Here is a 14,204-nt window from a genome sequence, read left to right as displayed (position 1 = left end):
GCGTGGAAACCCTTTTCCGAGATCGGTCCCGGCACGGAACAGGCTCCCGGTGATCCGCCTGCGGAACCGCTCGGCTTCCCCTCCGAGCAGCCCCGGAGGCAATCCGGGAGCCTGTTGCCACCGACGCTAGAAGGCGCCCGGCGCGCTGGCAAGTCCGGGTTGTCCACCCCTGTGGATAACCCTGTGGGCAACCTGTGGGGCGCGCCGGACGACGCTGTGGACGGACGGGGGAACAGGATGTGAACAACGGACGTCCAGCGTCTCGCCAGAAGCGGTCTGACCTGCGAAAACGTCCGTGCACAGGATGTGGACGGAAGAAAGTTGGGGGATTCGGGCGCTACGGTTTGCCCTATGGCCGACTCTCCACCGCGCCCGATCCCGCCGTACGTCGACATCCGGCGCAGCAAGCGGCGCAAGCGGACCGTGAGCGCGTACCGCGACGGCGAACGGGTGGTCGTGCTGATGCCCGACCGGCTGTCCGCCGCGGAGGAGGCGCGCTGGGTGGAAACCATGCTCCAGCGGCTCGAGCGGCAGCGCAGCAAGTCCCGCGTGTCGGACGAAAAATTGTTGGCCAGAGCACACGAACTAGCGTGTCGCCACCTCCCCGAGGTGCCCGAACCTGCGTCTGTCCGCTGGGTTTCGAACCAAAACAGACGGTGGGGTTCCTGCACTCCGGCGGACCGCTCGATCCGGTTGTCGACCCGGCTGCAGTCGATGCCGACCTGGGTGGTCGACTACGTGCTGGTGCACGAGCTGGCCCACCTGGTCGAGGCCTCGCACAACGCCGCCTTCTGGGAACTGGTCCACCGCTACCCCAAGGCCGAGCGCGCCGAAGGCTATCTCGAAGGTGTCTCCGCCGCCGCCGGCCTCACGCTCGACGACTTCTGATTCCAGCCCTCCCGCCCGCGAGTCCGGCGGCGCGGGCGCGCGCAGTACGCCGTCCGGAGGCGCGCCGCAGGGGTGCCCCTGGGGTTTCGCCCAGGGGCGGGTGGGGCTGACCCCAGGGTGAAGTCGGTGGTCTCCTGCATGGTCGCGGCGGTGTCCCGAACGGGAGGCTGAGGCCATCGCAGCGGCGGCGTCAGGCCCCGCTGGTGGGGCGCCGGTGGGGGCGCAGAGGGGTAGGAAGCCAGATGAGGGGTCAGACGAGAAGCCGGGCCGACGGCCGGGCCGGTCGAGCGGGGGGCCAGCTGACGGTCCGGGTGGCGCGGTGGAGCGCGACCCATCCGTGGCGGGCGATCGGCATGTGGGTGGTCGTGGTCGCGGCGTGCTTCGCGCTCGGCTCGTTCACCGGGACCAAGGAGTCCGACAACGAGGGCGACATCGGCGAGGTGACCCGCGCCGACGCGATCGTGAAATCCGGCGACTTCGCCGATCCCGACGTCGAGAGCGTGCTGATCACGCCCCGGGACGGCAAGCTCGACCAGGCCGAGGCCCAGCAGGTGGCGAAGGTCGTGACGGAGCGGATGCGCGCCCTCGGTGGGGTCGCGGACGTCGCCCAGCCGATCCTCGCGCCGAGCAAGGAAGCGCTGATCGTCAGGGTCACCCTGAAGGACGGCGACGACGAGAACCGGGTCCAGCCGTTGCTGGACACCACCGCGAAGGTCCAGCAGGACCATCCGGACGTCCGGGTCGAGCAGGTCGGCGGCGAGTCGATCGGCAAGGCGCTCGAGGAGACGCTGGGGGAGGACTTCAAGCGGGCCGAGATGTTCAGCCTGCCGATCACGCTGGCGATCCTGCTGGTCGCGTTCGGCGCGCTGATCGCGGCCTCGGTGCCGTTGGTGCTGGCCCTGTCCGCCGTCGCCGCGGCGATCGGGCTGTCGGCCGCGGCGTCGCAGCTGGTACCGGCGGTGGACGCGGTCAACAGCGTCATCCTGCTGATCGGCATGGCGGTCGGCGTCGACTACTCGTTGTTCTACCTGCGCCGGGAGCGTGAGGAACGGGCCAAGGGCCGCGGCCACGTGGACGCGGTCGAGATCGCCGCGGCGACCTCCGGCCACGCCGTCGTGGTCTCCGGTACGGCGGTGATCATCTCGATGGCCGGGTTGTTCCTGGCCCGGGACGCGGTGTTCTCCTCGTTCGCGGTCGGCTCGATCCTGGTCGTCGCGGTCGCGGTGGTCGGCTCGCTGACCGTGCTGCCGGCCGTGCTGGCCAAGCTCGGCCGCTGGGTGGACCGCCCGCGGATCCCGCTGCTGTGGCGGCTCACCGCTCGCAACGACGCTCCGCGCTTCTGGCCGGCCGTGCTCAAGCCGGCGTTGAAGCACCCGGTCGCCACGCTGACGGTCTCCGTCGTCGCACTGCTCGCGGTCGCCGCCCCGGCGCTCGGCATGACGCTGAAGTTCCCGGGCACCGAGGACCTGCCGCGGGACACCGCGGTCATGCAGGCGTACGACCGGCTGACCGCCGAGTTCCCGAGCACGGGCACCAGCCACCAGGTCGCCGTCCGCGCTCCGGCGGACCAGCAGGCCGCGGTCCAGGCGGCGGTGACCGACCTGGTCAAGCGGGTGCAGAGCGATTCGCTGTACGCCCAGGACGGGTTGGAGCAGCCGCGGGTCTCGCAGGACCGCACGGTGACCGTGCTGGAGGTGGCCACGCCGTACGAGGGGGGCAGTGACCAGGCGCGGGAGTCGCTGACCAAGCTGCGCAAGGAGCTGATGCCGGCGACGGTCGGCCAGGTGCCGGGCGCGGAGTACGCCGTCGGCGGGTTCGTCGCGGCGGACGTGGACTACGCGGCGCACACCCGGTCGAAGCTGCCGCTGGTGATCGGCTTCGTGCTGCTGCTGACGATGATCGTGATGATCGTGACCTTCCGGTCCGTGGTGGTCGCGGTGACCGCGATCCTGCTGAACCTGCTCAGCGCCGGCGCGGCGTACGGGGTGGTGACGGCGGTGTTTCAAAACACCTGGGCCGAGGGGTTGCTGGACTTCCGGTCGAACGGCGCGGTGGTGTCGTGGCTGCCACTGTTCCTCTTCGTGGTGCTGTTCGGGTTGTCGATGGACTACCACGTGTTCGTGGTCAGCCGGATCCGCGAGGCGGTACTGCGCGGGGTGCCGACCCGGCAGGCGGTGGCCGAGGGCATCACCAGCTCGGCCGGAGTGGTGACCAGCGCGGCGGCGGTGATGATCGGGGTGTTCGCGGTCTTCGCCACGCTGAGCACGCTGGACATGAAGCAACTCGGTGTCGGCCTGGCGGTCGCCATCCTGATCGACGCGACGATCATCCGGGCCGTGGTGCTGCCGGCTGCGATGATCCTGCTCGGCGACGCGAACTGGTGGGCCCCGAAGTGGTTTCGGCGGACGCCGCCGAAGCATGCGGTCACGCAGGCGCCGGAGGAGCGTGAGCTGACTCCGGTCGGCTGAGTCAGCCTCGGAGACCTCGACCAGCAAGTCGGGACCTCGGACAGGACACAACCTGTCCGAGGTCCCGGCTTCAGGTGCGAGGTCCCGGCTTCACAGGCGAGGTCCCGGTTTCACAGGCGAGGGCCGGGGGTCACTCGGTCGGCGACTGCCGGGCGCGGTGAGCGGCCGCCTTGACCCGGCTCTGGCACTGCGGTGAGCAGAAGCGGCGCTGGCCGTTGCGGGAGACGTCGACGAAGACCCGGTCGCACTGCGGCGCTGCGCACACGCCCAGCCGGCCGGCGAGCTCGCTGCCCACCGCGAGCGCCAGGCCGGCCGCGCAACCGGCGGCCCAGCCGTTGACGAGGCCGTCGTCGGGCCCGTGGAAGTGCAGGCTCCAGCCGTTCTCCCTGCGGTCTAGCTGCGGCCGCGCGTTGGTGTCGAGCAGCAGTGCGTTGATCTCCGCGGCGGCCCGGTCGAGATCGCCGCTGTGCGCCGCCTCGAACACGATGCGCATCCGCGCGGCCAGCGCCGCGAGCCGGCGCGCGTCAGCCGTACGGACCGACGGCCGTGGGTAGCCGATCGCCGCCAGCGCATCGGAGACGGCTTGCGCCGCGTCGGCGGGCGCGTCGAACGGTACGCCGCCGGAGTACCCGGGCGTCAGGCGGTTGACGTACTCGACCGAAGCGGCCAGCACATTCCGCGTATGACTATCAAAAGACACTTGACCGGTCATGTTTCGCCTCCGTAGCATCACCGTCGTGCGTGACTGACCATACCGCTTTAGACAGTCATGGAGTTGAGATGAGCGCTGCAGCGACGCTGGCCGGCCCCTGGCGGGGTCTGTCCCGGGCGGTGTGGATCCTGGTCGTGGCCCGCGCGGTCAACCGGATCGGCGCGTTCACGCTGCCGTTCCTCGGGGTGGTGCTCGTCGTCGAGTTCGGGGCGTCGCTCGGCGAGGCCGGGCTGATCCTGGCCGTCTTCGGTGCGGCGACCGTTCCGTCCCGGCTGCTCGGCGGTCAGCTCGCCGACCGTCTCGGTCGCCGCCGCACGATCGTGCTGGGCCTGACGAGTTGCGCCGTCGCCCAGGCCTGGATCGCGCTGAGCTCGACGCTGTGGTCCGTGGTGCTCGCCACCGTGCTGCTCGGCCTGGCCTTCGAGATCTACGAGCCGCCCAGTCAGGCGACGATCGCCGACGTCACCGAGCCCGCGGACCGGCCGGCGGCGTACGGGCTGCTCGGTGCGGCGATGGCGGCGGCCGGCGTCCTGGCCGGGCTGCTCGCTGCCGCGGTCAGCCACTGGGACCTGCGCTGGCTGTTCGTCGCGGACGCGATCACCTGCTTGGCCTGTGCCGTTCTGGTCGCGGTCGCGTTACCGGCCGACGTACGGCGGGACGGCGGGCAGACGCCTCCGGTCGCGGTGTGGCGAGACCGTCGGCTGCTCCTGCTGCTGGCCGGCGGCACCGTCTTCGCGACGATCTACATGCAGGTGATCATCGGTCTGCCACTCACTCTGCTCGAGCAAGGCCTGCCGGAGTCGGGGACCGGCTTCATCCTGGCCGTGTCCGCCGCCAGCCTGATCCTGGCCCAGCGCTTTCTGCGCGTGCAGTCCCTCGACGACTTCCGGTCGATCGCGATCGGTTACGGCCTGCTCGCCGCCGGCCTGGTCGTCACCGCCTTCGCGCAGAACATGACCGTGTTCCTGCTTGCCACTGTGCTGTGGAGTGTCGGCGAACTCTTCCTCCTGACGCGCTATCTCACCCAAGCGTCAGGTCTCGCGCCCGGCCACGGCCGGGGCCGGTACCTGGCTGTGTTCGGCCTGAGCTGGGGCATCGCGACGACCGTGGCGCCGCTGACCGTGACCCAGCTCCTGCAGTACGCCGGTCCGGAGGGGCTGTGGCTGTCCAGCGCTGCGGCGGCCGTGACGCTGGCTGTGCTGCAGCCCTGGTTCAGGAGGCGGCTGGCTCCAGCCGGACCGTGAGCCCCTTGGCGACCGGGGTGTTGCTCTCCTTCGCCACGTCGTCCGCGGACATCAGCACGTTGGTCTCCGGGTAGTACGCCGCGACGCAGCCGCGGGCGGTCGGGTACGACACCAGCCGGAAGCCCGGCGCCCGCCGCTCCACGCCCGCGAACTCGCTCACGATGTCGACCAGCTGCCCGTCCCGCAGGCCGAGCTCGTCCAGGTCGGCCGGGTTCACGAAGACGACGTCGCGCGTGCCGTGCACGCCGCGGTACCGGTCCTCCAGTCCGTAGATCGTGGTGTTGAACTGGTCATGGCTGCGCATCGTCTGCAGCAGCAGCCGCCCGGGCTCGGTCGGCAGCCAGGTCAGGTCGTTCACGCTGAACTGCGCCTTCGCGTCCGACGTCTTGAACTCGCGGTGGTCCCGGGCCGCGTGCGCGAGCAGGAAGCCGCCCTCGTTCGCCCGCAGCCGGTCCTCGAAGTTCTCGTAGCCGTCGCAGGTCCGGCCGATGCGCTGCCGGATCAGGCTGTAGTCCTTGGCGAAGTCGCTCCACGGGATCTCGCCGACGTCCGGCACCAGCCGCTGCGCCAGCGCACAGACGATCTGCACCTCCGACAGCAGGTCGGGCGCGGGCGGGACCAGGTTGCCGGTCGACAGGTGCACCGCGCCCTGGGAGTCCTCGACCGTCACCGACTGCGGTCCGGCCGCGGTGTGGTCGTGGTCGGTCCGGCCGAGAGTCGGCAGGATCAGCGCCTCCCGCCCGGTCACGGTGTGCGAGCGGTTCAGCTTGGTCGACACCTGGACGGTCAGGTCGCACGCGCGCAACCCCTGGTGCACGACCGCGGTGTCCGGCGTCGCCATCGCGAAGTTGCCGCCCATCGCGAAGAAAACCCGCACCGAGCCCTCCCGCAGCCGCTGGACCGTCGCGGTGGCGTCGACGCCGTGCTCGCGCGGTGCGGTGAAGGCGAACTCGTTGTCGAGCCGCTCCAGGAAGGACTCCGGCATCTTCTCCCAGATGCCCATGCTGCGGTCGCCCTGCACGTTGGAGTGCCCGCGGACCGGGCACGGCCCGGCGCCGGGCTTGCCGATGTTGCCCTGCAGCAGCAGGACGTTGACGATCTCGGTGATCGTCGCGACCGCCTCCCGGTGCTGGGTGAGTCCCATCGCCCAGCAGATCACGGTCGCCTTGGACTTCAGGAACCGTTGGGTGAATTGCTCGATCTCGGCCCGGCTCAGCCCGGTCGCCAGCTCGACGGCCGGCCAGTCGAGCTCCGCGTTGTGCTTGGCGTACAGCTCGTACCCGCTGGTGTGCCGCTCCAGGAACTCCTTGTCCAGCACCGTTCCCGGCGCGGCCGCCTCGGCCTCGAGCAAAAGGTGGCCGACGGCAAGGAACAGGGCCTGGTCGCCGCCGATCCGGATCTGCAGGTGCTGATCGGCCAGCGCGGTGCCCTTGCCGACCCAGCCGGACGGGCGCTGCGGGTTCTTGAAGTTCATCAGGCCGGGCTCGGGCAGCGGGTTGACCGAGACGATGTCGGCGCCGTGCTTCTTCGCGACCTCCAGGTGGCTGAGCATCCGGGGCGCGTTGGTGCCGGGGTTCTGGCCGACCACGACGATCAGCTCGGCCTCTTCGAGCATCTCCAGCGTGACGGCGCCCTTGCCGCTGCCGATCACCCGGGTCAACGCCGTACCGGAGGACTCGTGGCACATGTTCGAGCAGTCCGGCAGGTTGTTGGTGCCGTAGGCGCGGACCAGCAGCTGGTACAGGAAGGCGGCCTCGTTGCTGGTCCGGCCCGAGGTGTAGAAGACGGCGTCGTCGGGCGAGTCCAGGGCGCGCAGGTGCCGGGCCACCACGTCGAACGCCTCGTCCCAGCCGACCGGTTCGTAGTGGTCGGCGCCGGCCCGCAGCAGCAGCGGCTCGGTGATCCGGCCCAGCTTGCCCAGCTCGTACTCCGAGATCCGGAACAGGTCGTCGATCGAGTTCTCGGCGAAGAAGCTGCGCGGCACCCGCTTGCGGGTCGCCTCCCAGGCCACCGCCTTGGCGCCGTTCTCGCAGAACTCGGCCGCGTGCTTGCGTTTGTGGTCGGGATCGGGCCAGGCGCAGGAGGGGCAGTCGAAGCCGCCGTCCTGGTTCATCTTCGCGAAGACCTTGCCGGTGCGGGCCGGCCCCATCTCGCGCAGCCCGAACTTGAACGACGAGAGCACGGCCGGGACGCCGGCCGCCTTCTTCTTCGGCTGTTCGATGTCGACCATGCTTCAACCATAAATCGTCCTATCAGCACAGGCGCGGTTGATAGGAGTCGCCTTGGGTGCGATAGCCGGCGCCTGGGCCGCGATCCGGGGCCGGCACCCGGCGGCCGATAGCGGACACATCTCTCGACAGCGCGGCGACCGGCACCCTAGCGTGCCAGGAAAGCGTTTGCCGCCCGCAAGCCGAGGATCTGCCCATGTCGATCTTTTCCGTCCGGTGGCGCCCAGCCGCCGTCCTGCTCACCGCCCTGACACTCGCCACCGGTGCTACCGCCGTGCCCGCCGCCCACGCCGGGCACACCAGACCGCAGCTGGAACGTCTCGATCGCGGACTGGTCGCCACGACGACCAGCGAAGGCGTCTTCCTGAGTTGGCGTCTGCTCGGTCCGGAGGCGACCGGCCACTCCAGCCGCGGCCTGACCGGCGCGAACTTCGCCGTGTACCGCGACGGCCGCAGGATCGCCACTGTCACCGACAGCACCAACTACCGCGACCCCGACGGCACACAGACCTCCCGTTATCGCGTCACGTCCCTGGTGAACGGCCGCGAGCGGGAGCGCAGTCCGGAGGTGTCCCCGTGGACCGGCGGCCACCGCGACCTGCCGCTGCGCAAGCCCGCTGACGGCGTCACTCCGGCGGGTGAGGCCTACACCTACGCCGCCAACGACCTGAGCGTCGGCGACGTGGACGGCGACGGCCAGTACGAGTACGTCGTGGTCTGGAACCCGTCGAACGCCAAGGACGTGTCCCAGGTCGGCTACACCGGCAAGGTGTTCGTCGACACCTACGAGGCCGACGGCACGTTGCTGCACCGGCTCGACCTCGGCGTGAACATCCGGGCCGGCGCCCACTACACCCAGTTCCTGGTCTACGACTTCGACGGCGACGGCCGCTCGGAGACGATGCTCAAGACCGCACCGGGCACCAAGGTGATCCGCTACGACCGCTCCGGCCGTGTCACCTCCGAGCGCTACATCACCATGCCGAAGGCGGACCGCCGCGCCGGCTACTCGCACCAGGACGACTACCGGGTCAGCAGGACCGACTACTACGAACACCTGGTCGACCTGTTCCTCCAGTGGCACCAGCAGCCCGAGGTGAAGAGTGGCCAGTGGCCGGCCTCGCTGGAGGCGGCCTTCGGCATCCCGGTCAAGTACAGCTACCCGCTGTCCCGCGCGGACGCCACCGCCCTCGTCGACTACTTCATGGACGTCTACGCCCCCGGCCGCAGCGCCCGGAACCAGCTCAGGGCCTTCGAAGGCTTCATCCTGAGCGGACCGGAGTACCTGAGCGTCTTCCGCGGATCGGACGGCAAGGAGCTGGAGACCATCCGGTACGAGCCCGGCCGTGCGGACGACGGGCTCCGCTGGGGCGACTACGCGATGTCCCGGATCGAGCCCGGCAACCGCGTCGACCGCTTCCTGGCCGGGGTGGCCTACCTGGACGGCACGCACCCCTCCGCCGTCTTCGCCCGCGGCTACTACACCCGTACGACGCTCGCGGCGTACGGGTGGAACGGCCGGAAGATCACCAAGCGCTGGGCGGTCGACAGCGGCTGGACCCCGATGACGAACCCCTTCAACGACAGCCCGCACGGCCGCGACGGCACCGATCCGCAGTACGGGTCGATCACCACGCAGGGGTTCCACTCGCTCAGCGCGGCCGACGTGGACCTGGATGGCCGGCAGGAGATCGTCTACGGCTCCGCCACCATCGACGACGACGGCAGCGTGCTCTACAGCTCCAAGGACGTGCTGCCGCCGGGCAGCGCGAGTCCCGGAGCAGTCGCCAAGCTGGGGCACGGCGACGCGATGCACGTGACCGACATCGACCCGCAGCGGCCGGGCCAGGAGATCTTCACCGTGCACGAGGGCGCCACCTCCGCGCCGTACGGGTACGCGTTGCGCGACGCCCGGACCGGTCAGGTGATCTACGGCGAGTACTCCGGTCGCGACACCGGCCGAGGCATGGTCGGTGACATCGTGCCGGAGGAGCCCGGCCTGGAGACCTGGGCGACGCGCTTGCGCACCGCGGACGGCGATGCGCTCGGTACGGCGATCCCCGGCACGAACCAGAGCATCCGCTGGGCTGCTGACATGACCACACAGATCGTGGACGGCGCAGGGACTGTCACGCCGACCGTCAAGGACTGGCGACGCGGCACGCTGCTCACCGCCACCGGCACGCTGACGAACAACGGCACCAAGGGCAACCCGTCGCTGGTCGCGGACGTCCTCGGTGACTGGCGCGAGGAGCTTCTGGTCCGCACGGCCGACAGCAGCGCGATCCGGATCTACCTGAGCACCGAGCTGACCGACCGCAAGCTCTACACGCTGATGCACGACCCGCAGTACCGGGTGGAGGTGGCGCGGCAGAACACGGCGTACAACCAGCCGTCGTACACCAGCTTCTACCTGGGCTCCGACATCGACTGGGCGAAGGTGCCGCTCAGCAGGTGACGCCGGAGGGGCGGCCGGCGGACTCCGGTCGCCCCCGATGCGTAGGGCGCGCCCGGCCGGGGTACCGCCGGGCGATGAACACCATGCCGATGGATCCGCAGCCGGACCCGAGCCGACCAGGCCAGGACGAGTCGGTCAATCCTCCGCACCGCGACGACGACCCGCCGAAGCGGGAGCGGTCGGCGTACCTGTGGCTGGCGCTCATCGGGCTCGCCGTGGTCGCCTTCGTCGGGCTGTTCCTCGCCTACGCGGTGATCGTGGCCCGATAGCCTCTCAGCACACACCTCGCCGCCCAGGTGTGTGCGGCGATCCCATGGTTGGTGCCCGCGCGGATTCCTAGAGTCTCCGCCATGACCACCCCACGTCGTGCTCTCGTCACCGGCGCCGCCTCCGGGATCGGCGCGGCCTGCGCCCAGCGGCTCGCCGCCGACGGGATGCGCGTGATCGCGGTCGACTACGACGCCGACGGTCTGCAGGCCGTTGCCGGCGACGGCATCGAGGCGGTCCAGGCCGACCTGGCCGACCTGGAGCGGCTGGCCGACCTGCCGACCGACGTGGACGTGCTGGTGAACAACGCAGGCGTCCAGCTGGTCGCTCCGGTCGAGCAGTTCCCGCCCGAGCGGTTCGGCTACATCCTGCGACTCATGCTGGAGTCGCCGTTCCGGCTCATCCGGCAGTCGCTGCCGCACATGTACGGCCGGGGCTGGGGCCGGGTGGTCAACATCAGCTCGGTGCACGGACTGCGCGCCAGCCCGTTCAAGTCGGCGTACGTCGCGGCCAAGCACGGGCTGGAAGGTCTCAGCAAGGTGGTCGCGCTCGAAGGCGCGCCACACGGCGTCACCAGCAACTGCGTGAACCCGGCGTACGTCCGGACGCCGCTCGTCACCGCCCAGCTCGCCGACCAGGCCGCGCTGCACGGCCTGACCGAGGCAGAGGTGCTGGACAAGATCCTGCTCGAACCGGTCGCGGTCAAGCGGCTGATCGAGCCGGCCGAGGTCGCCGAGCTGGTCGCGCTGCTCTGCGGCCCGGCCTCGGCCTCACTCACGGGGAGCTCGTTCGTCCTCGACGGCGGCTGGACCGCCCATTAAGGAGCCCTGCATGCCCACGTCCACAGAACCGGTCCAGAAGCGGACCCCGATCGCCCGGGTGGTCGGTGCCAGCCTGGTCGGCACCACCGTCGAGTGGTACGACTTCTTCCTGTACGGCGTCGCCGCGTCGGTCGTGTTCGGCGACCTGTTCTTCCCCAAGGGCGAGCAGCTCACCGGCACCCTGCTCAGCTTCGCCACCTTCGCCGTCGGCTTCTTCGCCCGGCCGATCGGCGGCGTGGTCTTCGGTCACTTCGGCGACCGGATCGGACGCAAGAACCTGCTGGTGCTGTCCTTGCTGATGATGGGTCTGGCCACCTTCGCGATCGGCCTGCTGCCGACGTACGCGCAGGTCGGCGCGCTGGCCCCGATCCTGCTGACCGTGCTGCGGCTGATCCAGGGCTTCGCGCTCGGCGGCGAGTGGGGCGGTGCGGTGCTGATCGTGTCCGAGCACGGCGATCCGGCCCGGCGCGGGTTCTGGGCGTCCTGGCCGCAGGCGGGCGCGCCGGCCGGGCAGCTGCTCGCAAACGGCGTACTGGCGGGGCTCGCGGCCTTCCAGAGCGACGCCGCGTTCAACTCGTGGGGCTGGCGGATCCCGTTCCTGCTGTCGGCCGTGCTGGTCCTGGTCGGGCTCTGGGTCCGGCTGCGGATCGAGGAGTCGCCGCTGTTCCAGCAGGCCCGGGCCAAGCAGGAGCCGGCCGAGCGGATCCCGTTCGTCGAGGTGATCACGAAGTACCCGCGCGAGATCTTCACCGCGATGGGCGCCCGGATGGCCGAGAACGTCAGTTACTACATCTTCACGATCGTGATCGCCACCTACGCCAAGGAGCACCTCGGCCTGGGCAAGTCGTTCGCGCTGAACGCGGTGCTGATCGGCGCCGCGATCCACTTCTGCGCGATCCCGCTGTGGGGAGCGCTGTCGGACCGGATCGGCCGCCGGCCGGTGTACCTGCTCGGGGCGACCGGCGTCGGGATCTGGGCCTTCGTCTTCATCGCCTTCGTGGACACCAGGAACTTCGCCCTGGCCACGCTGGCGGTGACCGTCGGGCTGGTGCTGCACGGAGCGATGTACGGGCCGCAGGCAGCGTTCTTCACCGAGCTGTTCGGCACCCGGGTCCGGTACTCCGGGGTCTCGGTCGGCTACCAGCTGGCGTCCATCGTCGCCGGTGGGCTGGCGCCGTTCATCGCGGTCGCGCTGCTCAAGGCGTACGACTCCGGCTACGCCATCTCCATCTACGTGGCGGCGTGCTCGGTGATCTCGATCGTCGCGGTGACCAGCTACGGCGAAACCAGCAAACGCGACCTGGCCACGGTCTGACCTGGCATCATCGCGAGGGTGAAGGACCTGCTACGGCTGCTCGCGGAGGACGCCTCGGGCAGTGAGCTGGCCCGGGCCGCCGGGGACGACCCGGAGGCCCGGGACCTCGCTCTGCGGATCAGAGCGGGCATGGACGCGAGCAAGAAGCGTGAGGCCGAGCTTTCCGCGCTGGTGGACGTGGCGCGGGAGCTGGCCTCGGCGCGCGATCCCGGCAGCGTGCTCGACACGATCGTGCACCGGGCGCGCACGCTGATCGGCACCGACGTCGCCTATCTCACGCTGTACGACCCGGAGCAGGGCGACACCTACATGCGGGCCACCGACGGCTCGGTGTCGGCGGCCTTCCAGCAGCTGCGACTCCCGCTCGGTGCTGGACTCGGCGGGCTGGTCGCGGAGACGTACAAGCCGTACTGGACCACCGACTACCCCAGTGACTGCCGCTTCCGGCACACCAGCCCGATCGACGACGCTGTCGGCGAGGAAGGTCTGGTGGCGATCCTCGGCACGCCGCTGATCGTGGACGGCGCGTTCGTCGGCGTGCTGTTCGCGTCGAACCGCACCGCTCGGCCGTTCAGCCGGGCCGAGGTCTCGCTGCTGGGCTCACTGGCCGCGCTCGCGGCGGTCACCATCGTCCAGGTCAGGGCTGCCGCGGAGACGGCGGCGGCGCTGGAGCAGTTGTCGGTCGCGCACACCGGAGTCGAGCACGCCGCTGCCGCGCACGACAGGTTCGCCGAGATCGTGCTGTCCGGTGGGGACGTCGACGCGATCGCGGCCGCACTGGCCGAGCTGCTGGACGTCTGGGTCGTGCTGGTCGATGCTCTCGGCAACGAACTGGCCGCTGCCGGGCGGGTGGTCCGCCGCCGGGCCGTCGAGGTCGGCGCGGCCTCGGACTCCGGCCGGCTGACCTGGACGGGGGACAGCTGGACGGTCGCCGCCACCGCCAAGGGCGAGCGACTCGGTGCACTGGTCATCGGAGGGGTGGCCGAGCTGTCCGCCGCCGACCAGCGGATCGTGGAGCGGGCAGCTGTCGTCACCGCGCTGGTGCTGCTGTTCCGCCGACAGGCTGCCGAGCAGTCGCAACGCGCTCAGGCGGACATCCTGGCCGATGCGCTCAGTGGCAGCGCCGACCCCCGCGCGCTCACCGATCGGCTGCGCCTGCTCGACCACGCCCGTCGGGTGCCGACGCAGTTGGTCGTCGCCGTCTGTCGAGGCGACCACAGCGGCGTACTGGCTCGACTGTCGGCTCCGCTGGAGGAGCGACTCGTCCTGGTCGGCCCGTACGCCGGGGATCTGGTGCTGCTGCTCGCACTGCCTGACGCGAAGTCCGGGGCGCAAGCGCTGACCGACGTGGCTCGCCGGTGCGGGGTGACGGTCGCCGTGACTGGTCCAGCGGCCTGGGGACAGCCGCTGGTCGACGCGTACCAGCAGGGCCTGCGGCTGCTCACGACCATGGTGCGTCTCGGCAAGTCCGGCCAGTCCGTTGCTCCCAACGACCTGGGCGTCGCCGGCCTGGTCGGAGCCCCGGAGGTCGATGTGGCAGCGCACATCGCCCACGTCCTGGGACCAGTGAGCGACTACGACGAGCAGCGGGGCACCGATCTGGTCGGCACGCTCGAGGCGTACTTCGCCGCGGGCCAGAGCCCGACCCGAGCAGCCACTGCGTTGCACATCCATCCCAACACGGTGCAGCAGCGCCTCGACCGCGTGACCGCCCTGCTGGGCGACGGCTGGCAGCAGCCGGAGCGCGCTCTCGACGTACAGGTCGCTCTCCGGCTGCTCCGCACTCTGCACGGCTGAGCCTAG

Annotated in this window: 10 protein-coding genes; 8 read left to right on the top strand and 2 right to left on the bottom strand. The window is 70.5% G+C overall.

Translation table 11 applies throughout. From position 1 onward, the window contains the following. Positions 1 to 351: 351 nt before the first annotated feature. Positions 352 to 888 carry a M48 family metallopeptidase gene (locus tag KFLA_RS26415; protein ID WP_012922896.1) on the top strand — a complete coding sequence of 179 codons (537 nt, stop codon included), beginning with the start codon at positions 352 to 354 and terminating at the stop codon, positions 886 to 888. Between the two features lie 242 nt (positions 889 to 1,130). Then, entirely contained in the window at positions 1,131 to 3,356 is a 2,226-nt protein-coding gene (locus tag KFLA_RS26410; protein ID WP_012922895.1) for an MMPL family transporter, read from the top strand. A 130-nt stretch (positions 3,357 to 3,486) separates the two neighbouring features. Here the strand turns inward: KFLA_RS26410 and KFLA_RS26405 are convergent, their stop codons facing one another. Beyond that, complete coding sequence (locus KFLA_RS26405) at positions 3,487 to 4,029, bottom strand: CGNR zinc finger domain-containing protein (RefSeq protein WP_237706599.1); 543 nt, start codon at positions 4,027 to 4,029, stop codon at positions 3,487 to 3,489. 107 nt (positions 4,030 to 4,136) lie between these two features. Here KFLA_RS26405 and KFLA_RS26400 point away from each other — a divergent pair, with 107 nt between their 5' ends. After that, on the top strand, positions 4,137 to 5,312 hold the full coding sequence (locus tag KFLA_RS26400) for an MFS transporter (RefSeq protein WP_012922893.1): 1,176 nt from the start codon (positions 4,137 to 4,139) through the stop codon (positions 5,310 to 5,312). Here the strand turns inward: KFLA_RS26400 and KFLA_RS26395 are convergent. Continuing rightward, positions 5,281 to 7,542 (bottom strand): FdhF/YdeP family oxidoreductase, encoded by a 2,262-nt coding sequence (locus KFLA_RS26395; RefSeq protein WP_012922892.1) that lies wholly within the window; start codon positions 7,540 to 7,542, stop codon positions 5,281 to 5,283. The genes KFLA_RS26400 and KFLA_RS26395 overlap by 32 nt on opposite strands. A gap of 194 nt (positions 7,543 to 7,736) precedes the next feature. On the opposite strand from KFLA_RS26395, the gene KFLA_RS26390 reads away from it, so the two are divergent. The 5 genes from KFLA_RS26390 (at position 7,737) to KFLA_RS26370 (ending at position 14,198) form a co-directional block, all read left to right on the top strand. After that, entirely contained in the window at positions 7,737 to 9,998 is a 2,262-nt protein-coding gene (locus KFLA_RS26390; protein WP_012922891.1) for a rhamnogalacturonan lyase, read from the top strand. A 74-nt stretch (positions 9,999 to 10,072) separates the two neighbouring features. After that, positions 10,073 to 10,267: a hypothetical protein gene (locus tag KFLA_RS26385; RefSeq protein ID WP_012922890.1), complete on the top strand. Its 195-nt coding sequence runs from the start codon at positions 10,073 to 10,075 to the stop codon at positions 10,265 to 10,267. Between the two features lie 81 nt (positions 10,268 to 10,348). Beyond that, on the top strand, positions 10,349 to 11,086 hold the full coding sequence (locus tag KFLA_RS26380) for an SDR family NAD(P)-dependent oxidoreductase (RefSeq protein ID WP_012922889.1): 738 nt from the start codon (positions 10,349 to 10,351) through the stop codon (positions 11,084 to 11,086). Positions 11,087 to 11,096: 10 nt separating this feature from the next. After that, on the top strand, positions 11,097 to 12,401 hold the full coding sequence (locus KFLA_RS26375) for an MFS transporter (RefSeq protein WP_012922888.1): 1,305 nt from the start codon (positions 11,097 to 11,099) through the stop codon (positions 12,399 to 12,401). Between the two features lie 18 nt (positions 12,402 to 12,419). After that, positions 12,420 to 14,198: a helix-turn-helix domain-containing protein gene (locus tag KFLA_RS26370; protein WP_012922887.1), complete on the top strand. Its 1,779-nt coding sequence runs from the start codon at positions 12,420 to 12,422 to the stop codon at positions 14,196 to 14,198. Positions 14,199 to 14,204 lie beyond the last annotated feature (6 nt).

The sequence above is a fragment of the Kribbella flavida DSM 17836 genome (assembly GCF_000024345.1).
In the GTDB taxonomy this organism is placed as follows: Bacteria; Actinomycetota; Actinomycetes; order Propionibacteriales; family Kribbellaceae; genus Kribbella; species Kribbella flavida.
This window is presented reverse-complemented; position numbering and strand designations above follow the sequence as displayed.